Genomic DNA, 26,765 nt, shown 5'->3' with positions numbered 1-26,765 from the left:
ATAAATTATAATTTATTCACTAGAACCGTGTTGGATGTAGCATAATCATCATAAATAGACGTTATAATATATTTACCTACAATCAAGTTAATGTTTAAAGTAGCTATACCATTAGCATCAGTAACTCTATGATAAAAAACACCATTAATATTAAATGTTATAGTTTCATTAGCTAATGCACGACCAGTACCATCAACTAAACGAGCTTTGAATTTACTGCCATCATGATAGTTCATAGTTAAATCACTACCTTCCAATGTTGGATATACAGTAACCTTACTACCTACTTGAAGACCATTATGGTGGATAGCAGTTAAAATATAATCCCCAGGACGTAAATTAATAGTTAATTTAGCTACACCTTCCCAATTAGTTTGACGTGTGTAAAATACACCATTAATATTAAATTTAATATCAGTATTTGCTAATGGTTTACCAGAATCATCTAAAAATTTAGCATAGAATTGAGAATCATTATGATAATATTTAACTAAATCATTAGCTTCAACAGTTGATAAAACTGTAATATTAAATGCCCTTAATAAACCATCATATGGATTGTGTGCTGTTAAAATATATTTTCCAGGAAGTAAATTAATATTTAATCTAGCTATTCCTTCACTGTTAGTTTCACGAACATAAAATACTCCATTAATATTCATTGAAACATTAGTATTAGCTATAGGTTTACCTGCACCATCAATTATCTTAACATAAAATTGAGATCCGTTTCTATAATACTTAATCAAATTATCTGCTAAAATTGTTGGCAATACTTTCACCATAGCTTTTGAAAATGCATTATCAGATTCTGTTGGACCATAATATGCACATAACACTTCATATTCTCCAGGCTGAAGATTAATATTCATAGTTGCCCAACCATTTTCATCAGTAGTACGATTATAAGTTCTACCATTAATTGTTATAGCAATTGTACGATTAGCTAATGGTTTTGAATAAGAATCCAATAATTGTACATGGAATTGAGTTCCATTACGATAATTCTTAGTACAATTTAAAGCAAATAAATATGTTGAATTACCTGAAATAACCAATGTAGTTTTTACAGTTGATTTTTTGTATGTATCATCACCATCAAATATTGCTTTAATTTCATGGAATCCTGGAGATAAAATAACATCCAGATATGCTTTACCAAGATAATCTGTAAGTGTTTCATATGTTTCATTACCTATTACAAATTTAATGGTTTTTCCAGGCAAAATAGTTCCATTTTCGTCAATTAAAAGAACATAATAATCCTCACTATCTCCTAAAGATGAATCTCCTGCAATTAAGATTGTTTTTGTAGTGTTACTTACAGAATCTATACTTATATAATTAACTGTATAACTTCCAAGATAAGAATTACTTCCAGAATAATATGCTGAAACAATATATTTTCCATAATCTAAATTAAAGCTAAATACAACACGACCATCTTTTAAAGTGACTCCTTTATAAGTTCCAATAAATTCCCCATCAATAGTGGAAACATTAACTAAAACAGTTGCATAGCTTATTGGATTATCTAAAATATCACTTAAAATAAGTGTGAAATTCATAGATTCATTATCATATCCATTTACATCTTCACCTTTTAAATCTGTTGAAGTCTTATCTGAATCAACTACCAAAATATAAGATGAACCAGAAGATGGAATATAGTATGGACTATCTATATAATAAGTAACTAAATACTTACCTACACCAAGATCCAATAGTAAACGAGCCATACCCTCATTATTTGTAGTAGCATTATATTTTGTTCCATTTATATCAATCATCACTTGCATATTTTTAACAGGTGCATTTCTAGCATCAAGTATTTTAATTTCATAATATTTAGCTTCACCAACATTCATAATAACATCAGATGCAAGTATAGTAGTTGGCATACGGTAAACTGAAATAGTACTTGAATTCTTAGCAAACAATCCATAATACTGATTTGTATATTGATAAGTAATATTATACAAACCTGGAGCCAATGTAATTTGCAAACGGGCTAAACCATAAAGATCCGTGTATACAGTGTAAGTTTTTTGCCAAGAACCAGAAGAAATTGTAACTATAATTTCCTTACCATATAAACTGTATGCATTTGTATCATTAAATGAAATTACAAAGTACTTATCTTCACCATAAAACTGAATAAAATCAGTAGCATTAATTGAAACTTCACCTAATGCAGTTTTACTATCAACAACAATAGTTGCAGCACCAGTAGATTCAATATACCAGGTATTACCATCAAAATCAAATGTAGCTAAATAAGTTCCTTCACCCTGAGTAATACGGAAAGTTACTTCTCCATTACCATCTGTTACACCAGTATAAGTTTTCAATAAAGTACCCTGATACAAGTTTAATCTCACAGTTGCATTAGTAACCCTATGACCAAACATATCAGTTAAAACAACTGTATAAACACCATTTAATGGGATTTTAATATAATGGAAACCTGAAATAACAGTTAAAACTTTATTGACTACAATAGTTCCGTCACCACTTGCCGGACCATAAACATTATCTCCAGCATAAGTAGCATGGACTTTGTAAGTTCCAGGAAGATAATTAATAGTTAAACTAGCTACTCCATTTTCATCAGTTTGTAAAGTGAACGTATCAGACAAATTACCCCTACTTATAACTACCTTAATATATTCTCCACGAATTAATGTTCCGTGAGCATCTCTTAAAATGATTTGATATTCATTTCCAATACCATAAAAAATAACATCAGGGACATCGATTGTTGAATTAACTGGACGGATTTCAACATAAGACACAGAGGAACTTGGTAAATACCAACCATCTCCAGCGTATTCACATTTAATTGTGTATTTTCCAACATCCAAACTTAACACTGCATTTGCACGGCCTGTAGAGTCAGTTGTAAGAATAGCTACTCTTGAAGTTCCTTTGGAATCAATTATAGTAATCTTAATAAGTTGATTAGCAATACCTACCTGACCATTACTTAAAACTGCATAGAAATTAACATTCTTACCATAAAATGTGTAATTATAGCTAATTAAATAAGTAACAGATGGTTCAACAATAATTTTAGCAGAATTATTACATCCTTCAAAATAACCATTACCTGCATAATAAACATTAACAGTATATGTTCCAACTGGATATGTTACTTCAAACTTAGCACAACCTTTTTCATCAGTAACAACATTGAAAGATTCCTTTTTACCAGAAGGAGTTGTTATTTCCACCACTAAAGTCTGATTAAATATTCTATGACCATTTACATTGATTAAAGTGATTTCATAAATGTTATTGTTTCCATAAAATGTCACATTTTCCATCATTAATTGAGTGTTATTATTTCTAAGTGTTAAATCCAGAACTTGATTATCAATTTTTGCATAAACATTGAAATCAGCAGATGTTTCATTTTGAATAACATAAGCATCAAATTTATTATTTTTAAGAGAACCATTAGTTGGAGAAATTACACCATAATCAGAAGATAAATAAACATTTCTAGATGGAAGAATTTTATCAAAATTAACTATATTGCCATCATTATCTATTAATTTGTTTAAAGCAACAACAATATGTGTATTAGTAACAGCATCCAATGACATTATAACCCAATTATCAAGAGTTAAGGTACCAATATGAACAAAAACTCTATTTTCATCAGGTTTTTGATTAGAACCCCACCAGTTACTTGAATAATCTACTTCACCATTATATACAAAGATATCATCACCTTCATAAGTTGCAGAATTATTCAAAAATACAGAATAATGAATTATTTTAGTATCTGAAAGAGCACCACCATATGCTGCTTTGTTCCCAACAAATACAGAATAATAAACTTCATCAGCAGAAGCAACCCCCCTACTTGAATAAGTGGAAGAAGAAGATGAAACTGCATTATTCTTATTGTTGAAGAAATATGAATTATTAATTAATTTAGCATCTACAAAACAAATATCATTAGATTCAAATACAGAATTATTTACACGATTTCCTACAAATAATGTGCCTTTGTTTTTAATAAAAGAACAATTATTTACATATCCATCATTACCAGCATTTAATCCTACACGAGAACTGGAATAATAATCATCAGGCCTGAAATTATTTTCTATAAAATAACAACCATCAACATATACATAACCTTTATTAGTTAATGCACCTACCAAATCTCCATTTAAAATAGAAGATGAAGAATAAAAAGTAGGATTTAAGTTAACAATTCCAACAGTAATATCTTTAAATGTAGAATTTAAAATAGTAATAGAATTCCACACTGGGAAACATGCATTATATGCTTCATAACCTCTATATGTATAAATATTGCTACATTTTTCAGCTAAAATATTATTAATTGTAATATTAGCTCCACCTTGAATTAATGGACCTACAATGTTTTTAAAAGTAATATTATCAACATATATATTACCTTTATTTTGAATACCCTCACCTGACAAAACAATAGCTTCAGATCTAATATCATAGAAATTAGAATCAAAAATAGTTAAATTTCCACCTTTAACAACAATTAATTCATCGGAATATTGTTTCATGTTAACTGTAAAATTTAAATTTTTAAGTGTTAAACTACCCCATTCCTGAATTATGAATATATTACGAGCATTTTCTCTACTTAAAGTTACATTATTGCCTATTCCAACAATAGTTAAATTTTTAACAATATTTAAATTGGAATTCCAATTATTAGTGTAAATTCCACTTAATAAATAAATAGTATTACCATTTAATGCCTTGGATATTGTATACTCTAAAGTTTTATAAGGATTATCCTTACTTCCATCACCAAAACCATTATGTCCATCTGGTGAAACATACCAATCATAATTAGTTAAACCAGTACCAATAACAAGCCTTAATCTTTGAGAATTAATAACTGCATAAACTATAGAACTTTCATTGTTATTTTTTAAATAATTGGAAAATGTACCATTAACTAAAGTTCCACTGGAATATATAAACTTACCATTTTGAGATTCAAATTTAACAGTCATTTGAGGAAGTAAAGACGGATTATCTAATTTTGCCATGGATTCTCCATCAGTATATTTATTTAATGTTACCCTAAATTCAGCATCAGTACCTACACTAATTGGAGATTCATCACACTCAAAAGTCATTACAATCCAATATTTAGCATCTGATTTAACATATCTAATAAATGGTCCTTTATTTATACCCCACCAATTATAATTTGCTGAAACATTAGCTGCATAAATACCATTTCCATAAATTTCCCCCAATATAACGGAATAAGTTATATTAAGATTAGAACTACCCATATTAATACTGTTGTCGAAGTATGATGATTTGATAGTTGCATTAGAGTTAAATATAGAAGATATACCTGAATAACCACTAGTTCTAAAGTATACCCCAGTCATATTAACTACAGAGTTTTCTGCTCTAAAACCATCACTAGAAATTGTATTATTAACTATAAAAGTACCATTACTACATTTTAGTGCCCCAACTTGTGAGTTAATAACTATCATAGTAATGCTTTCAAAAACATCTGCATCAAAATCAGGATTTGAATAAATTCCAAAAGTTTGAGAGTTGTTTACAAACAAGTTATGGAAATTATAAATTGCAGGATATTTGTTTGAAGGATCTGCAATCAATTTACTATTAACAACACTACAATTTCCAAAATTCATAATTATATCAGCATAATTAGAGCTTAAACAATCAGAAAATTTAGAATTATAAACTTTTAAATCTCCTTCATTATAAATAACGCCCATAAAATTATTCATTTTTTTAAAATTAACATTATTTAAAGTTAGAATTCCTTTATTATAAATAACACCATAATAATTAGAATATGATGTGGTTTTACCATTGATAAAATTAATATTTTCTAAACTTAAATTTTTACCTTCAAAAATGTTAAAAAAGGAATTTTGACCTTTACCATCAATAGTTACATTCCCTGTTAATGATTTAATCACTAAATTTTTAGTTATTCCAATATCAACATCTTCAGGAGAACTATAAACACCATCCATAAGAATAATAGTAGAATTATCATCAGCATTATAAATTGCATCAGTTATTGAAGAATAAGGTTTATCTTGACTACCATCAGGAGTTACAGATATATTTGTTGAAGGATTAACATAAATCTCATCATTTAACCCATCCCCCACTGAATATTCACAATAGCTATTTTCAACTATAACATCATCAACAGAATTATATGTTGCATTAACATCACCATTAGCACTAACAAAAGTAATTGAAGATATTACAATTAAAATTAGCAGAATTATGAATGTATTTCTTTTAAATGAAATAATTAACACCTCTTAATTAAATTATATTTGGTTAAAAATCAACCATAATGTTATTAATTTAAATAAGAAGTACTATAAAAAAGTTTTTAAAGAACATGAAAAAAAGAAAAAAAGATGGTTTAATTATTCATTATCCTTATCTTTTCTGTGTTTGTAACCAATGAACAAACAGATTATAAGAACAATAATTAAACCAATAAATGTAAATATTGTGTTTGGATCATCTAATTGTTTATTGACATCTTTTTCATCAAGCTCATAAGATTTAGAACTATCACTAGATGAACTTGAACTGGAAGAACTTTGAGAACCACCAGCACCAGAAGAACTTGAACTAGCTGATGAAGCAGCATTTGCAGTTAAACCTACAGTAGCTAAATTTTGAGCATTAGCACTATTAATTTGGCTTAAACTATTAATATCTAAACTGCCATTAACTCCATGGTCCATGTTTGGAGTTCCTTCAGATTGACTGCTATTACCTTGAACACTATCTCCTTTAGGATCAGTACCATTTACTTCATGTCCACCAGCAGGACCATATATTCCACCATCGCCCGGACCTAGATTAGAACCATCACCTCCAGGCCCACCAGCAGGACCAGTAGGACCTTGACCACCCGGACCATTATGACCTGGCCTTCCAATATCCGGATTAGTACTCCAACTAGGTTTTGTATTGATAATTGAAGGTGGAGATACTGGATTATTATCATTACCAGGTTTAGATGGATTATCATCATTTGGATTATCTGGTTGGACAATAGTAGGCCACCATTTAATCATAGTTCTAGAAAATGGCTTCCATATAATTTTATCATTTAAATTCCAAACTGAATCATCAAGAACTCCAGGTTTAGAATGCTTTTTATCAATCCAAGATTCCCAATAATTATGTCTTGCATCAATATACAAATGAGAATCTCTAGCTTGGAAAGTAGAACCTTTAGGAGCATGATTATTCATAATATTGGAGTTATGAATTACAACATTAGCTGCACCTAATGAAAATGCACCACCTTCTTCCAATGCACTATTATCAGAAATAGTTGAATTAAAGATATTCAAATTATTCTGAGTATGACCATAATAAACATATGAACTATAACTAATAGCTCCACCATAAGTTGCTGAATTATTACTTATAATTGTATTAGTTATTAAGAAGTTATTAGAAATACATAATGCACCTCCAGAACCTCCTGCACGATTATGAGTAATTATAGAACCATCAATACGTCCATCATTTGCTTGAACATATAATGCTCCACCATCATTTACTGCTTTATTATAAGATAATGTGGAATCTTTAAATGTAAATTTATCAAAAGTTCCATAAATAGCTCCACCATCTGCATAATTCTTATATAAATAATTATTATTTAATGAAGAACCATCCACAAATGTTGAATTAGCTACATTATAAACAAAGAAACAGTTACTTATATATAATGAAGCTTTTGGTTTATATGTAGAATATTCTCCATAATTTGAAATACTTCCAATAGCTCCACCATTATATGCATTATTCTGGAAGAATACTGAATCAAAAATATTTAATGCTGTATTTTTATTAAAAATTGCACCACCAGAGCCTACAGAAACATCACATACTGATCTATACTCATAATTAGTACCAGCGTCAATAGACCATCCAGTTGAATATTTTTGAATATAACAATGAGTTAAATCAATAACAGCAAGATTACCGTAGAATAATGTGTTATAGATATTAAACTCATTAACTGAATCAGTATATATAGCTCCACCATGAACACCCTGATTATCATGAATAATAGATGAATCAATAATTGTTTTACCAAAATCAGCTATTGCTCCACCTTTATGACCATAATTACCGAATAATTCTGTAGAATTAATAATTAAATTACCATAATTTAATATAGCTCCACCCAATCCTGTATTTTTACAGTCTACAGTATACCAATACTCATTACCACGACTATCAACAGTTTTATTTACAAATACCGGATTACTATTATCAAAGTAAGAAGAAGAGTTACAGATTATGGAATTATTAATGTATAATGTACCATAATTAATAAACAATGATCCGCCAATAACATTATATCCATTAGCTACACATAATCCATTAATTGACAAAGTACCATTAGCTAATATAGTAAATAATTGATTATTATTTGCATCAATAGTTACTTTACCAGGATTAATAGCACAAATAGTGACATTTTTATCAATAATTAAATTATATTCTATAAATACACCATCACCTAAGTAAATTATACAATGATTTAAAGCTTTACTTAATGCAAAAGCTAATGAAGCATAAGGGTGTTCTTCACTACCATCTCCAGTAATATCACTACCATCAACAGTAACATAGATTTTAAAAGGAGTATTATCTATTACTAAATCATACAATGCATAAACTGCACCATTTGCACGTTTAGATCCATTACCACTAATAAGATAATTATTTATAACTTTATTAAATAAATTCTCATTAGCTATTATTATAACTGCATAATCATCCCCATTAACTGAGTAAGAAAATATATTGTTATGAGCTACAGTATTACTTGCAGAGTTACCAGTGAAATAAATAGCTGCCTGATTAGTAGTTTTTGCCATTCCAATAATATTGATATCATTATACAATATTGAATCAAATGCAGAGTTATCTCCATAATATCCGAATATAGAATATCCACTAATAGTTAAATTATTATGATTAAACTTAGTATAGCTTGAATCAATTGAATTAACAACATAATTAGCCATTCCAACAAGAATATTGTAAGCAATTTCTGAATCTTTAGAATTTTTAATAATTATGAGTGTTTTAACATTATTAAAAGTCATATTATTAGAAATTACATGTCCTAAAGAAGTATCAATTAATTTAATAAATGCATCACAATTTTCACCAGAAAAAGTATTATTAATTATATAATTATCACTACCACCAACAACATTTACAGTAGAATTTGTTAAATTATTATTTTTAACATAAACTTTAGAAACCTTGTTTAAAATTATTGTAGAGTTAATTAAAGTTAAATTAGTAATATTTGCTGATGAAGAACCACTATTAAGAATTATATTTACAATAGAAGTAACATTTTCTTTGTAACTTGTGATATTAATTGGAATATTAATTATTAAAGTTTGACCTTTAGTTAAGTTATTTAATAACAAAACATCATTATTACGAATAATATTAGAATTTATATTGTTATTAAAATATTTTCCATAATTATTATCATCAATAACATAGTATGTACTACCAAATTCAATAATAGAAGTATTATTCTCTATAAATATTGGAATTGTTACATTAGCATAAATTAAATTTCCAGAGATATTTGTATTATTTGTAAATTTAATTATTCCAATAGCTCCTTGTCCAATACCTAACACATCATGATTTTCAGTAATTTTAGATAAATCTTTTCCAAAGATATGAAAAGTGTTATTTATAATGGAAATGTTATCTGACATGTATATGCCAATACCATAAACACCATTAGAATTAGCATAAAGATAATTATTTACAAGAGTGACATTATAATTTATATGTAACTCAATAAGATATGCCATACCTTTAGAATGAATAACAATATTATTATTTGAAATGTTCAAATCATGAGGTTTTCCAATAACATTACAACTTGCAATACCATAAGCAGCACCATCAGAAATAATGTTAATATTATTCCCTGTAATTTCACTTTCAGTTAAAACATCACTATAAATACCCTCAGTTACACCAGTACCTATCATAATAATTGTGTTTCCAGTAATTTTAAATCCGGAAGACAATGCTTTATTATAATTCAATCTTGAAGGATTGTAAGCTGGTATACTAATAGCATAAGCATAAGATGCTTTTGAATTAACGTAAATATTATTATTTTTTATATTTATATTATTACATACATCAATAACAGAAATAGCTGAATTAACAGGACTTTTATCCTTTAATATCAAAGTTATATTATTATTAGAAAATGTAATATCATCTACACCATTTAAAATAATAGCTTCTTTATTCATATTATAGAAATTAAAGTCCCTAATTAATGATCCGCTAGCATCTCCACTAAATGAAAGAGTAACATTAAATAATAAATTATTTTGTTTGTTACTAATAACATTAATTTTCTCTACAAAGAAAACATCTTTATTAGATAAAAATGTGAAGAATATTACCTTAGTTTTATTTGCTTCAAAAGTATAATTTAAATAACCATTTTCATCAAAATAATGGTAAAAATTATCATCATTAATAACTAAAGCTGTTGAATCATAAATAACTCCATTAATCATATTATCAGAGTTATTATCTGCAATTTCATCAGTAATTTCTTTATAGATACCTACACTAGCATTAGTTTCAATTACATTACCAGATATTGTAGTCTTATAAATCAAACCTTTAATGAAAATACCATAGCTTTCACTACGTATAACATTATTCAAAATATTATTATAATAATATCTTTTTACATTAGATGTAGATGTTATAGATATACCTCTAGCATTTGTATCAATTATATTATTTGACATAGTATTGTTAGATCCAATAAATGTCATACCATCATCATGATTAACTTTAATTCTATTATCATGAACATAAGAACAAATATCTGTAATACTTATACCTATACCATAATTCTTAATATTAATAGTATTATTAAAAGCTTCAGTATAATTAGATACACCAATACCAAATACAAGATCAACAAAGGTAACATTATTATGAGCTACAATAGCTGAATAACCTTTTTCACCAGAAACTAAAATACCATGTACTTGACTAACACCAGATACATTATTATAAGTAACTGATATATCCTTACCCATTGCAGATATACCACCACTACTTTGAATAATTGTATTATTATATATTACTGCATTATCAGAATATAAATTAATACCATAACTACCTCTGATAATAGTATTATTAGCAATAGTTGTATTAACATGATTATCATAAACTAATTGTAAAACAATAGACATTGCACCATTACAAAAAGCTTTAAGATAATTGTATGAGATAGTATTACCTACACACAAAGGTGATCCACCATAATCAGCATGACCAAAAGGATTAAAGTAAATTAAATTACTAACTATCAAATCATTATAATCCAAAGTTTCCAATTTATTATGAGAAATTAAATTATAATGACATGAACCCATAACCATCACACAAGTAACATAAGTACTCATATCATTGTAAAGAATTTTATTATAACTAGACCATCCCATAGGCATTGCATAAACACCTGAAGCATTAGCTATCCTAATTGTATTGTTAAATATAGTATTATTATTAGACCTAGTTAACCAGATTCCCTGTAATTGACCTACATATATACCATTAATAGATAAAGAACCTTTAGTATTATTGATTGTGAGTCCTGAGACTGTAGATCCATCACTACCTTTAACTAAATGAATAAAACCATTTGAAATTTTAGAAGTGTCATCTAAAGGCATTAAAGTAAGCTGACGATCAATAACAAATCCTCTGTTAGATATATTACCTATTTTTAAAACATCACCAGATTCAATACCTGAATCTTCCTTAATATCACCAGTAAATTTGTAGAAATAATTATCATAATTGTTTTGATTAATTTCAACAACCTTACCTCCAATGACCGGACTTAAAATAATATTATTATTACTAATTACATTACTATTTTCATTAATTTCCTGACTAATAGCTACATTTTCATAGTTCAAATCAACAGTAGAATTATCCACATCAGATGCACTAACTGCACTTAATGATAAAATAAAGCAACATATTAATAATAAACCCCATATAGTTTGCTTTTTAATATTTTCACCTCCTTTCAAGTTATTAAATAAAGTATAGTCCAATAAAATAGAATAAAAATACGCTAAAATTGACTATGTTATAAATATATGACAACAATCCTATTTAAATATTTATACAACTTCAAAAAACAAGATTAGATAAAAATAAAAAATAATTAAAAAGTACATAAAAAAGAAAAAAAATAAGTGAATAAACAGATTATTCACTTAAGCAATTGTAATAGTGTTTGAAATAGCTGCACCATTAAATGTAGAAGTAATAATATACTTACCAGGTATTAAATTAATATTTAAACTTGCAATACCATTGGAATCAGTTAATCTATTATAAAATACACCATTAATGTTGAAAGTTACATTTTGATTAGCATAAGGTTTACCTTGTCCATCAAGTAATGTAGCTTTAAATTTACTGCCATCATGATATTTCATGCTTAAATCACTAGCAAATAAAATTGGTTTAACAGTGATTTTATTAGAAACCATACAATCTTTGTACATTGCAGTTATAATATAATTTCCAGGATTTAAATTAATTTTTAAAGTAGCATAACCATTAGCATCAGTAGTACGTTTATAAAAGACACCATTAATATTAAAGGTTACTTCTTCACCAGCACCTGCAACACTACCGTCTTGTTTAATTACTTTAACTTTGTATTGAGAATCATTTTTAAAGTATTTTACAAGATCATTATTTTCTTTAAATAAAGATAAGACAGTAATATTATTACCTACTTGTTCTCCATTAACAGAGTTAACAGCAGTAATAATGAAAGTACCCGGATTTAAATTAATGTTTAAACGAGCAGTACCTACAGCATTAGTTGTACGAGTATACCATACACCATTAATATTAAATCTAACATCCTGATTTTTTAATAAATTACCATTTGAATCACGGAAAACTGCAAAGTATTGAGTGTCATTTCTAAACATTTTAATAATATCCCTACTAGCAATAGTAGATTTAATTAAGACATTAGAATTAGCTTCACTTCCAGATTGTTTATTATTTGAATCAAATTTGACATATACTGAGTAATTACCTGCATTAAGATTAATTGCCATGGAAAATTTACCATTAGCATCAGTTACTCTACTATATTTTATTCCATTAATAGTTATAGATACAGTTGCTCCAGCAATTGCATGACCATCTAAATCTTTAAGAGTTCCTTCTAAACGGGTTCCATCACGATAATACATTATAATATCTTTAATTGAAATTACAGTGTAAACCATGTCCCCAATAGTTAATTTTGAAGCAATGGAACTGTCTAAATAACAATTATTTCCAGTTGCATTAGCTGATAATGCATATGAACCTTTAAATGAAGTTGGTATTTTGAAAATGAGTTTAGCTACCCCATTTTCATCAGTAACTGCTTTTCCAGCATATATTCCACTTCTATAGAATTCAACAGTGATTCCCTTTACAGCTTCACCTAAACTATTTTTAACAATAGCTGTGAAGTAAACTGAAGAACCTGCTTTTCCAACTACTTCATCAAATTTAATGTTTAATTTTCCTTTAGTTACTATTAAGTTAGCAGTTGCATTAACTGATTTATAATTGGTTTTAGATAATATTGCTGTAACTGAATAATATCCAGGAACATAAGATGCATTTAATTGATATTTTAAAGTAGCTACACCATTATTGAAAACAGCATCTCCAATTTTTACACCATTAATATAGAAAGTAGCTTTAGCAGCAACTCCTCCAGTGTATGGTAATTTAGCAGTTATCTTAATAGTTGCAGCATCTAAATAAGATACAGTTACATCTCCAAATACTATATCTTCAAAAGTATATCTGTAATTGTTAGATACAATATTGTTTTTACTATTATTTACTCCGTCGTTTCCACTACCTGCTTTTCCAACTAAGTAATTGTTAGTAACTGTGTTATTAATAGCTTTAGCATCAAAATCAACTGCATATCCAATATTAGACACTATTTCATTATTATCAATTACATTACCAGTTGAAATAGCTACAAAACGAATTCCTGCATTTCCTTCTTTGATTGAATCAAAGTTTTTAAATGAAATTGATTTACCATTACCATTTGAAGTTATTTTATTGTTAGAAATAATGTTGTTACATGATGCATAACCTGCAAATCCATAAACCATCTTTCCAGTTCCAGAGATAATATTTCCAGAAATTTTATTATTGTTAGAAGAATAAGCTTCTATTCCATAAATAACTTCTGCTTTGGAATTAATTCTATTATTTACAACATTAGAATATTGAGACATTTCTAAAGTAATACCATAAATTAAATTGTCTGCTGAAATCTCCACATCATTATTATGGATTAAAGTGTTTGCAGAATTATATCCTATAATGATACCAGTTGCAAAGTAACTACCAATGACTTTTACATCATTATCAAGGAATTTATTATTTGAAGAATGTTTAGATGATCCAGAACCAGTTTCAGCCCCAATTACGCCCATACCATATACATAATTATCTTTACCTTCAACAAGAATGTTGTTTCCAGAAATTATATTGTTACTTGAATCAAAGTAGAAATCAATACCAACTAAAGAGTTAGTGGAGAAATTACCATTAACAGTAGCTCTGGATTGATTTACTAAAGATTTAACAGTTACATTATTATTTAATACTTCATTATCAGAAGAGTAAAGCATTAAAATACCATAAGTTCTGAAAATTTCTTTAACATCATTTTTACCATCAATACATTTTGATGATTCATATAAATGTAATATTCCAGTTCCTAAAGTATTAATTACATTTCCAGAAATAACACAATTTTCAGCACCATAACCAAGTAAAGTGTAAGTTAAATAATCCCCATGAGAGTAAAGAGTGTTATTTACTACTTCAACATTTCCTGACCTATACATATAAATTGCATATGCTGCATTTGGATCAATAACACTAATATTATTATTTAAAATCATAACTTGATTAGTATCAACAACATTAATTCCCCACCTATTAGTAGAAGATGATTTTTTATTATTGATAGTTATATTTTCAATCCATACATGAGATGCAGTTACTTTAAACATAGAGTTATTGAAAACAGCATTTTTACCAACAATTTTAATACCTTCAGTAATAAGCATTATTTTATCATTGAAAGTTCCAACAAAGTTTAAAGTGTCTCTCATTTTAATATTTGAATTTAAATTACCATTTTCATCAAAGAAATTATTATAATTATCTACAGTTACAGTATAAACTGTACCATTAAATACATATGCTGGTTTTGATGGGTCAACAACACCCTCAGGAGTTAAAATTTTAGAACCATGACAATTATTGTTTTTAATTGTGTAAGTAGATTTATCTGCTTCAGCAGCATCAACTGCATATTGATTAGAAGTAGTTATATTATTATCTGTAATAACAACATTTGCAGGGAATTTTGTACTAGATTGTTTTTTAAGTAAAATACCAACACCAGTATTAGAAACTATATTGTTATTAGTAACTGTTAAATAATCATATTGTCCCATTTGATAAATACCTGCAGAATTATTAGTTTTTATATCATTATTTTTAATTAAAACATAATTACCTTCTGCTTGAACACCATAAGCTTTACCATGAACATCAATAACATTATCAGTTACATTAGAGTATTCCCCTACACATATTCCTGCACCATTAAGTAATGCATTTTGAATAATATTATTGGAAACTACGGAATAATTACTAACCACAATAGCATAATCTCCACCTACAGTTTTATTAGTATTGTGATCTTTACCTGTAGCATTAATAATTTTATTATTAATTACAGTAGTTCCAACACCAGTAGATGAAACTGATCTGAAAGTACCAATAATAGTGTTAGAGTCTGCAGTATTATAATTACCCATTAACTGAATAGCATAATTCCATGAAGTTGGAATAATATTTGCTTTTATAGTGTTATTGAAAATAACATTATAATTAGATATAGCTCCAACAAAACTTCCACCACCATAAGAAGATAAATAAATTGCATTTGCATCTTCAGTTACTAAATAATTATTAGCTATATAATTATGATGAGCACCACCAAGCACAATTAAAGAAGTAGATCTAGTACCATGACCATAAGTTGCTCCATAACTAGCAAGTATATTATTAGTAATATTATTATAAGTAGAACCTGGATTTACAGCTATTGGGAAACAACTTGGTCCAGTATTATTTATTTTGTTATTAAAAATATTACATTTAGTAACTTCATTAAGAAATATTCCTTGAAGATCATAACCATTATTTTCAATGTTTAAATGAGATACTGAACTCCCAGAAGCTTCTTTTAAAAGAACAACACTACAGTCATACATTTTATTAGATGAAGTACCTACAATGTTAAGTTCTTTATTTAAAATAAATTTTTTATCATTAAATGTTCCATCTAAATTTAAAGTATCCCCATTTTGAACTGAAGAACCTTTAAGATAGCCTTCATCATCAAAATAAGTATCATAATTAGAGGAACTTACTTTATGAGACATAGATTGAGTTATAATATCACTATCAGAAAAGCGATCATAACTAATTGGCTCATAAGATATCATACCGTCAGTAATTATATTATCATCAACAGTTGCATTAACATCTTCAGCAGCATTAACTGCACTTAAAGATACAAAAATTAATAATAATAAAATTAAAGAAAATTTAATATTTTTCACCATTTTACCACATTAGTATTATTATATTTAAATATAAATTAAGCAAAGTTAAATAAAATGTACCTTGCAAAAAATACATTATAATTTTATTTATGGTAAGAAAAAATATTTAAAAATTACTACAAAAATAAAAAAAATTAAAAAAAAAGAAAAGATAATAACTTAATATTCGTCATCATCATTATTATTTTTGTTTCTAGCATACCCAACAACAAATATTGCAATTAAACATATTACTGCAATAATAAGTATAATAGGAGTACTAGACTGACCAGCTGCAGATTTAGATGTAGAACTTTTAGAAACTTCATAAGCATTAGATGAAGATTTACCCTTAGAATCTGATTGAGATGAATCACCTTTAGATTGAGATGAAGGAGACTTAGCATCACTAGGATTTATAGAAGTATCTAATCCTGCCGCAGTTGCACCACCAGATTCACCATTACTATCCTGCTCATTATTATCAGTTCCATTAATTAACACTTGATTATCATCTTTAGTATCATTATTTGATTCATCTGATTTTGAATCATCTGGATTATTAGTAGATGAATCATCAACGAAGATTGGATCAGTTAACGTAGCTTCAGCTAATATTTGAGAGTACTTAGCTTTTTCAGAAGCAGATAATGAACTGGATTGTATAAGCTTCATGTTGAAGTCTAAATTTTTACAAGTGTGGTGACAACAAGCAACACCATACTGAATAGCCATTTTAATCATATTATCTGCTAATTTAGTAACTAACTCTGGACTTGCATCCCATTTACCTTGATAATTTAAATACATCATCCAAGCAGCCATAGATTGCCAAGCAGCTGCTTGAACAACATTATTTACCCTATCTGCAAGACCAATATATGTATTAGCAATATCATTACCTAACTGAGTATTTAACTTAATATTAGCTACAATTAAACCACCATATAAATTTTGCATTTTAGCAGCATAAGATAATTGTCCAGCATTAGTATTAAATAATGAATTAATAAATAATGGATTTAACATAGTACTACGAATTTCAAATTCAAGTTCATCTTCATAAGTCCTAACAATATACTCATTTTTATTCCTTATATCTACAAATCCTGTATCTGGATTAGCACCCAATTGTTTAGCTGCATTGTATAAACCACCAAACCAATCATAGTAATCATCAGAATCCAAGAATCTCCATGTACTATCAAAGTTTTGAGTAATTAAATCTACTTTACCTAACAAGTATTCATAGTTTGCTCTTTCATTATTAATAACAATATTACCTTTTTCATCAAGAGTCCATGAATATGAAACCCTATTAAGATAAATTTCTGCTAAATCAGCATTAATTGTTGTAATATTCCAATTTGCAGTATTAGGTATAAGAGAATTCATACCAGTACCCTCTAAAACAGCACCCGGAAGACCAAACAACCTATCAGTCATTGGATTTTCTGCATAATGTTTTTTCAAGAAATTATTTGAAATATCATCATCTTTTGAGTTTAAAGCTAAATTAACAGCATTTAACATTAAGCTAATCCATTTGGTGTTACTTGTAACCATACTTGCAAATACATCAACCCTAGGCCTATTTATCACTAAACCATTACTTAATTTTACAGTTAATTCATTAATTGGAATTAACTCAACACCAGTAATATTTCCAGATCTAGACCAAATTGGTTTACAACCAAGGAAATACATAAATTCTGCAACACCAATACCTTCAGTTCTTAATATTTCAGTACCCCATAATACTAAAGCTGTAAGCTCAGGCCATTCACCATGTTGTTCATAATAATTTGCAAGAAGCAAATCCACAATCTTTACAGCAGACTCATAAGCTGCTTCAGAAGGCATTTTAGAAGCATCAGAACTGTAACCAAGATGCCCAGTAGGTATTGAATCACTGTAAGCAGGATCTGCAAATAATCCTGCAGTAATATAACTACCAGATAATGCACCTAATATTGCATCCCATTCATTATTGTTTTGTATTTGAGAAATAACTTTTGAAGCAAATACTAAAGATTCATACAACTCAGAAGAAGTATCATAAACTTTAAATTCATTCATTGCAGCTAATTGTTTAACACTACCTTCACCATTTACAAGTTTTTCAACAAATAACTTAAACCAATTCATTACAGCTAATTTTTGACCTTCATACTGACGATTACCTTTAATATCATCATAGAAATCCTTATTTTTTAATTCAGGATAAAGATGATGCAATATTTGAGTGTAAACTTCAGTTCTTGAAGTTGTTATTGTTATAACTTCTTCAATAAGCTCAGTACCATTTAAAACTTTACCAATAGTATGTAACCCAAAAGTGTTGAAATCATCTTCTAAACTATCTAAGTAATTATGTAAACCTTCAAGCCAGTTATCAAAACTTTGACCATCAACAGGTTTATCAAAACCTAAAGTTGGAGCTAATTCTATGATCAATTTCTTATATTCTTCAGCATTAGCTGAAACATTATTTTTCACTTGTTCATTATAGTGATCAATGTAATTAGATAATGTAGTATAATTACCATATAATGCAGAAATTACCATAGCTGGAGTCATGTGAGTAATCATCATAGAACCTATTCTATCTCTAGCTACCATAGCTTCCCCAGGGTTAGATACAATATATGGATATATAGTGGGAGTTAATGTTAACTCAAATGTCCAATCACCTTCATGAACACCAACATTCCTACCAGGTAACCATTCTACAGTACCGTGAGTACCTAAGTTAATAATTGCATCACAATCAATAGTCTTATCTAACCATTTATAAAATGTAACATACTGTTGATGAGGCGGTAAAGTCAAATCGTGATAATTTTGAACTTCCTCCCAACCTCTACTTGGTTGGAAAGTGATAAAGATATTACCAAACCACATACCTGGAATTACAATATATGTATCATTATACACCATTATTTCTCCAAGTCCAGAACCCCAACGATCAACCATTTGTTTAAATAATGTTTTGTTCATATCAGAAGTCAACTTATTAAACTCATCTAATGAAATTAATTGATTATGTTCTTTTAATTGATTCCAGTATTTTTCAACATATTTATTTAATAGACCTTGAGCCCAAGTACCTTTGTTACCCATTTCTACAATTAAATCAGATAAATCATCAACAGAAGGAATATCTGATTTAGCCATTCCAATATCATATCCTGAATCATATAATTTTACAAGTAAATCATGAACACTTTGGAAAATATCTAAATAAGATGCACCAATCTCTGCTTTACCTGGTGGATAATTATACAATACAATGGAAATAACTTTAGAAGAATTATCCATATCTTTTAAATCAGCCCATCCAGTAGTCATTTTAACCATTTTTTCTATACCAGACTGCACAACATGTACTTTACCCATATTATCTTTATATGATAAAATAACAGGACCAAAGACTCCTTCAAAACTAGGAACAGAAACTGAATATGTCCACTCCATTTGAGCCCCAACTTCACTATCGAAACTAGTTTGAGAAATATCCACTAAACCTTTAACAACTGTTAAATTAATTTTAGACAAATCATCTTCTGCAGAACCGTTACCATAAGCCAAAGACCAACTGTATAAAGAAGCTATTCCAGATATGCCTATTTGGGAAGTTTGAGTTATACTTAATAATATTGAAGACATAGATGGAGTAGTACCAGTTTTAAATACATTAAAAGCTGCTCTTCCACTTGCTTCATAAGCTCTAATTAAAGCATCCACAACATCCCCACCACAGTAATATGATGCAATAGCTATAAATTTAGTTTCTGGATTCTTAAGATTCATATATTTATTTTCAAATTGTCTGAATAATTCTGTAGGATTTATTTCACCATTCACCCAATTTTGATATTCTTTAGTCATCCAATTTAAACTTCCCTTATTATCATCATTATATCCTGGATTTGATAAAATCCAATGATTAATTTCACTAGCAGTTGGAACTACTGAGAACATTCCTATATCAGGATGATAAAATCCACATTCAGGACTTATTTGAGGAGCTCCATCTTCTTTAAGTGTAGGATTAGTGTATTTTTGAGGATTAATTAAATAATAAACATATTTTAAATAATTCTCCATATTTGATTTTAAAACCAAAGAATTAGCAATATCATGAGCTTGGAAATAAGAACCAATATATGTATTTTCAATAGTGTTAAAAGAATTATTAGATTCACTTGCTCCTACAAAATGAATACCTATATTTTTAAATATTTCCTTAGTATAAACACCAAAAGTATAAGCAACATTATAATTTGCATTCGCTGGTGAAGAACTTAATAAATCTTTTAATACCTGAGAAGTGAAAACACTATAACCTTCAGCAAACATATCTACATGAATAAAGTTAGCATACTCTAATAACCATTCTCTAGTCTTGTCATAATCAGTTGTACTTATATATGCAACCCTTTTAGATAAATTCATTAAATAATCTACCTTTTCTGAGTGAGCATTATATGATACTAGAAGCATGATATCTGGAACAAACATATAATCAACTAAAACAGAAGCATGACTACCAAGATGTACATTTTCTGTATGAGTCTCATAAGTAGAATAACTAAGTTGAACCTTATAGTTACCTGGAGCTAAGCTACCTATAGAATAAGCTCCACCAGCACCAGTTTTACCAACAAATACAATATTATTTGAAGAATCTAAAACTTTAATATCAACATCTGATAAATCTACCCCATTTTCAACCCAAGTTTTTGTATCTGGATTGTAGGAATCTTTAGTGTGAATATCAATACTACTGTCCCCACCACTATATGAAACTATATCAGTGAAATAAATATTGTTAACTTGATTCATATCAACACTATAAGTTTCAGCTGTTGTTGATTCAGTATTATTCAAATCAGTTGCAGATACCATACCCATTGTAATAATAAACATTATTAATAGACAAAAAATAAACAATGCTCTTCTATTTACTATTTTAATCTTTTCACCCCCTGTTCCCATAAATTATTTCAAAGACATAGCAATATTTTTAGATATTTACTATAATTGTAAATAATACTTTACAATATATAAAACTTGCTAAAGTTTGACATAACTAAAACACAAAAAAATCAGATTAAATTAAACAAGTGTAAAAATTTAATAAAAAATATTAGTAAATTGTGGTAAAAATATGAAAGATATTTAAAATAACAATAATATTATAGGCAATAGATAATTGCTAAAAAAATAGTCAAAAACTGCAGTTACATGTAGATAAAATACTAAATATTTACTTTATTATTAAAGTACACATATTAAATAATAAATAATGGCATGTTAAGAGTAACCCGCCTTCTGTTTAACAGCATTCATCTTAGCGAACTACTTTTGCCTCTTACAGTAATCATCAGCACTCTTTGTTCTTGCATCCTATGGAATGGCCGTTTCACCGATTCTTTCAATGTCCTCAATTAAATATCATAGTCAACCATTAAAAGACGTGTCGTTTCTGCTCCAGAGTCATACTTCTCAGTATACGTTTTTCAACGCCATAGTCTGTAATGATGGGCGGAGTTTCCTTAGTTAAAAAAACCAGTAGCTGTCTTTAACTTGCCATATTATAAAAAGTAGCAGGGCCTAGATTTGAACTAGGGATCTCGGGGTTATGAGCCCCGCGGGATCACCAGACTACCCCACCCTGCTATACAAATAAAAAAGATAGTAATTTAAAACTACAGTATATATTATATGAAACACACTATATAAATGTTTCTATAAAAGTAAAAGGAAGATAATGATTAATTATCTTCTAAACTTTCAATTCTTTTATCAATTTCTTCTAATTTTTTCTCAGTCTCTTTTTGGAAAGCTTTAGAAGATTTTTTGAATTTTTTAAAGCTTTTTTCCAAATCATCAACAGATTGTGTTGTTTTATCAAATCTGTCTTCAAGCTCTTTTAAATCATTAGTAGTAGCTAATGCCCAACTTTGAATTAATTCTTCACTTTTTTCATCTAAAAAAGCATCAATTTTATTAGAAAATGCATCAGTATTTAATCCTGACATGTCAATATCACTTAATTTGATTTTAATTCTTTTACTCATTGATTCTTCCTCTTTAGATTCTTCAACTGTATCTTTTTCCATAGATAAGTCATCATAGTTAGATTCATTATGTAATAATTCCCCTATGTGAGCATCTGCACTAGTTGGAACATATGTACGTAATTTTTGAACAGATGTAGGATTACTTTGTAAGTAAAAATACATTAAAATTAAAATAGCTACTATTAAAATTACAATTGCAACAACATCCATAGGATTCATAATATCACCTTATTGTTTTTTAAGTTTGGCTTCTTTAGCTTCTATTTCTTTAAGCATTTTTTCTAATTTTTTCTGTTCAGTTTGTGCTTCTAAACGAGCTAAACGTTCATTAATTTCATTATGTAAATAACCAACTTCACTTCTTACTTGTGTTGTAGATTGTCTTATAGCTGAAAGGCTGTCTTGTTGCTCTTGAGGTAATGGAATAGGATTATCCATTAAACGTTTAGATTCTATGTCTTTTTCAATCATTGACATTTTCTTAAGCTCAATTTCTTTTTCAAGAACAGCTATGGAAGATTTAGATTTAGCAACACTTTTCCATTGAGCAGCAACAATAATCACAACAAGAGCAATTATAATTAAAATAATTAAAATGAAAAGTTGATCAGGTATTGTTGGAATATCCATAATTGCCTCCATTATTAATTTAGTATATTAATAATTAATATAAAATAAAGTATATAAATATTATTATAATTAATTAAGAAAGGTTTGTTAAAATGATTGATTCTTATTTAAAAGCAGGTAAAATTCTCTCCCATATAAGAGAAGAAGCCTCAAAAATGATTAAAGAAGGAACATTAGTACTTGACCTAGTTGAATTTGTAGAAAATGAAACTATCAAACAAGGAGCAGGCATTTCATTTCCATGTAATGTATCAATAAATGAAGTAGCAGCACACTACACCTCCCCATTAAATGATGAAACAAAAATCTATGCCGGAGATTTAGTTAAATTAGATTTAGGTACCGAAATCGATGGATACATTGCAGATTCTGCGATTACAGTAATGGCTACTGGTAAAAATTTAGATGAAAGATTTAGTCAAGATGAAATAAATTTAAGGCAGGACATTATTGAAGCATCAGCAGCAGGATTAGATGCTGCAATGAGTACAGTTAGAGCAGGAGTCACTGTAGGTAAAATTGGAGCTGCTGTTGAAGAAGCAATTAATGAATATAAATTAAATCCAATAGCTAATCTTACAGGACATAGTTTAGAAAGATACAATTTACATGCAGGAATCTCTATTCCAAATATTGATAATCATGATGAAACTGTTTTAGAAGAAGGGCAAGCTGTAGCTATTGAACCATTTGCAACTAATGGAATTGGATTTGTAAATGATGCTCCAGGAACATATATTTATTCATTTTTAGCTAACAAACCGTTTAGATTAAAACACACTAAAAATGTATTAACCCATATAAAAAATAATTATCCAAGTTTACCATTTTCTGGAAGATGGTTAACCGAAGAATTTAAAGAAAACAGATTAAATGCATCATTAAAACAATTATCTGAAGCAATGGCTATTTACCCATACCATCCACTTAAAGAAAAATCAGGATGTCTTGTAAGTCAAAAAGAGCACACAGTAATTGTTGAAAAAGAAGGTTGTACAATTACAACTTTATAAAAAAATTAAAAAAATAAAAAGAAGAATTAGTAATATGTAGGAGTCATAACTCCCATTTTAGCTCTTCTTTCTACTTCTTTTTTACCTTTGTCTTTTTTACCTTTAGCTAATTTTTCAAGTAAACCAAGACCAGGTTTTACATCATCTATTGGTTTTGTTTCAATTAAACCAGCATCAACAGCTGCAGAAAATATATCTACACCTGCATCAGTTCTAGTTAATACAGTTGACCATCCATCTGGAGCACCAACAGAGCCAGTTGAAATATCTGCAAATTCACAAACATAATCATTACAGACATTACATGCAGCTTGCTCATATCCATGAGTAGATTTAATTGGAATTCCTTTAGGTTCATCTTCCCCTTCAACATATATCCAGAATTTTCCTTTTCCAATATCCATTTTTGTAACTTTATCTAAGTCAACATCCATTAAACCTTTAGTAAAAGTATCTATGGAAGCCATTGGGAAGTTTTCCATACAGAAAATACCAACTAACAATTTAATTTTATCAGCAATAAATCTTGTAGAAAATGGATAAGCTTGCATTTTTCTAATACCTTGCATTTGACAAGGAGTAACAACAGTTCCAATTGATTCAATACCATATTGACGTGCTGCTTCTTTTATTCCCCATACATTAGGAGACATAGAATATTTAGTTCCAGCAGCTGCAAGAACTTCTTCAGCAGTTGTAGCTATTTCAGGAACAGGAACCCAGTCATCACCAGGATCTCCAGCTACAACAGCACCTTCAATAATATTATTTTCCAATGCATAAATAAGTAATGCAGAAGCAATACCACCATCTTGAGCTACTTTTTGAACTCTTGAATCAGTTGATCTAGCTGCTACAGCTTCTTTATAAGTACCTAATACCATAATCAAATCCCCCTAAAGTCCTGTATCCTTTTTAATTTGTGTTAAAGGTAACCATGATCTTGGACACATTGCATAACAAGAACCACATTTTATACATCTAGCATTGTTAATATTTGGTCTACCTTCTACCATATCAATAGCTCTTGTTTGACATGCAAGAGCACAAGTTCCACATCCAGAACATAATCCTTGACGGATAATGTTATTTAATACATCACAACCACATGCAGTAGAGCAAGTTGCTAAATCAATAGCTGGTTGTAAGTATTCCATATCACCATTACATAATGCAACAATAGTTTTTGCAATCATTTCCGGAGATACTGGACAACCTGGGAGAGCTACATCAACTTTTACTAATGAGTTGATTGGTAAGAAAGATTCATGTTTAGGTTGAGCTTGTTGTCCACCACGTGCAAATGTTGTGAAACAACCATTAATTGCGCAAGAACCAAATGCACAAATCAATTCAGATTTTTCCCTAGCTTCTAAAAGTTCCTTTACACTGTGTTCATCTTGTAAACAAACAGAACCTTCAATTAAACATAAATCCATTTCTGGCATTTCCCATAAGTCAACTAAAGTTTGACCATATACAATATCCACCATTTCAGTAAGTACAGTATCTAAAATGTCATAATTTTCAGTTAAAGACATTCCATCACCAGTACAACCACTTAAGTGAATATAACCTATACGTGGTTTATTAGTTGCTGTTTCTTTTTTGGTTTCTGCTGCAGGAGCTGCTGTTTTTTCAACTTCAGGAGCAGATTCTACTTTTTTAGTTTCTGTAGGTTTCTTGGAACCACCGAAAGCTTTTTTAATTTTATCAAACATTATTTTACCCCGATTTCTTTTAAAATAATATCCATAGCTTCAGGAATTGCCTTTTCAACAGGTTCAGTTAAACCCATTTCAACATCAGGAGAGGAAATCTCTTGAGGTTTGCATCCAACAATAACTACCTCACAATCTTTAGCAAGCTCATGAAGAGGCTCTTCAACAGGCCAAGAATGAACATTTTCATATTTTCCTCTAGGCATATCATAAGGGCTAAATATTTTTACAGTCCCCGGTTCAGCATCAAACTCAACAACATCAATAACAATAACTTTTTTCCAATATTCATCAGGAAGAGAAAAAATAAAGTGTGTTGCTCCTGTTCCCGCATCAATAAACATAACTTCATCAGGCATTTCTTTGTCTTCGAAATATTCTTCTAATTTATGAATCACAACTGGTCCAAAACCATCATCCTTAAATAAAATATTTCCGCATCCTACTACGATTGTCTCTGCATGATAAGGCATATAACTTCCCCCTAGCTCC

At 28.6% G+C, this 26,765-nt stretch carries 10 protein-coding genes, 1 tRNA gene and 1 other RNA gene; 1 reads left to right on the top strand and 11 read right to left on the bottom strand.

Going from position 1 to position 26,765, the window contains the following annotated elements; translation table 11 throughout:
* Positions 1 to 5 precede the first annotated feature (5 nt).
* The 8 genes from Q0984_RS00640 to Q0984_RS00605 form a co-directional block, all read right to left on the bottom strand.
* Complete coding sequence (locus Q0984_RS00640; RefSeq protein WP_365906963.1) at positions 6 to 6,293, bottom strand: Ig-like domain repeat protein; 6,288 nt, start codon at positions 6,291 to 6,293, stop codon at positions 6 to 8.
* 153 nt (positions 6,294 to 6,446) lie between these two features.
* Complete coding sequence (locus tag Q0984_RS00635; RefSeq protein ID WP_299522341.1) at positions 6,447 to 12,143, bottom strand: NosD domain-containing protein; 5,697 nt, start codon at positions 12,141 to 12,143, stop codon at positions 6,447 to 6,449.
* A gap of 222 nt (positions 12,144 to 12,365) precedes the next feature.
* Complete coding sequence (locus Q0984_RS00630; RefSeq protein ID WP_299522022.1) at positions 12,366 to 16,841, bottom strand: right-handed parallel beta-helix repeat-containing protein; 4,476 nt, start codon at positions 16,839 to 16,841, stop codon at positions 12,366 to 12,368.
* 159 nt (positions 16,842 to 17,000) lie between these two features.
* Positions 17,001 to 21,737, bottom strand: a complete 4,737-nt coding sequence (locus tag Q0984_RS00625) for a cobaltochelatase subunit CobN (protein WP_365906962.1) — start codon at positions 21,735 to 21,737, stop codon at positions 17,001 to 17,003.
* Between the two features lie 397 nt (positions 21,738 to 22,134).
* Positions 22,135 to 22,416, bottom strand: an RNA gene (gene rnpB / locus Q0984_RS00620) — RNase P RNA component.
* 14 nt (positions 22,417 to 22,430) lie between these two features.
* A tRNA-Met gene (locus tag Q0984_RS00615) sits at positions 22,431 to 22,505 on the bottom strand.
* Between the two features lie 95 nt (positions 22,506 to 22,600).
* Complete coding sequence (locus Q0984_RS00610; protein WP_299522017.1) at positions 22,601 to 23,128, bottom strand: hypothetical protein; 528 nt, start codon at positions 23,126 to 23,128, stop codon at positions 22,601 to 22,603.
* Positions 23,129 to 23,137: 9 nt separating this feature from the next.
* Positions 23,138 to 23,539 (bottom strand): hypothetical protein, encoded by a 402-nt coding sequence (locus Q0984_RS00605; protein WP_299522014.1) that lies wholly within the window; start codon positions 23,537 to 23,539, stop codon positions 23,138 to 23,140.
* A 92-nt stretch (positions 23,540 to 23,631) separates the two neighbouring features.
* On the opposite strand from Q0984_RS00605, the gene map reads away from it, so the two are divergent.
* Positions 23,632 to 24,552, top strand: a complete 921-nt coding sequence (gene map / locus Q0984_RS00600) for a type II methionyl aminopeptidase (RefSeq protein ID WP_299522011.1) — start codon at positions 23,632 to 23,634, stop codon at positions 24,550 to 24,552.
* Between the two features lie 26 nt (positions 24,553 to 24,578).
* Here map and frhB read toward each other — a convergent pair whose 3' ends face one another.
* Genes frhB through frhD form a run of 3 tightly spaced genes read right to left on the bottom strand, consistent with a single transcriptional unit; the run spans position 24,579 to position 26,746 of the window.
* Positions 24,579 to 25,436 (bottom strand): coenzyme F420 hydrogenase subunit beta, encoded by an 858-nt coding sequence (gene frhB / locus Q0984_RS00595; protein WP_299522008.1) that lies wholly within the window; start codon positions 25,434 to 25,436, stop codon positions 24,579 to 24,581.
* Positions 25,437 to 25,448: 12 nt separating this feature from the next.
* Positions 25,449 to 26,273 (bottom strand): coenzyme F420 hydrogenase subunit gamma, encoded by an 825-nt coding sequence (gene frhG / locus Q0984_RS00590; protein ID WP_299522005.1) that lies wholly within the window; start codon positions 26,271 to 26,273, stop codon positions 25,449 to 25,451.
* A complete protein-coding gene (frhD, locus tag Q0984_RS00585) occupies positions 26,273 to 26,746 on the bottom strand; it encodes a coenzyme F420-reducing hydrogenase, FrhD protein (RefSeq protein WP_299522003.1) in 474 nt (157 codons plus the stop codon). The genes frhG and frhD overlap by 1 nt, the downstream gene beginning before the upstream one ends.
* Positions 26,747 to 26,765: the final 19 nt, after the last annotated feature.

This window comes from uncultured Methanobrevibacter sp. (assembly GCF_934746965.1).
Classification (GTDB): Archaea; Methanobacteriota; Methanobacteria; order Methanobacteriales; family Methanobacteriaceae; genus Methanocatella.
Note: the sequence above shows the minus strand (reverse complement) of the source record. Positions and strands in the feature narration are given on the sequence as shown.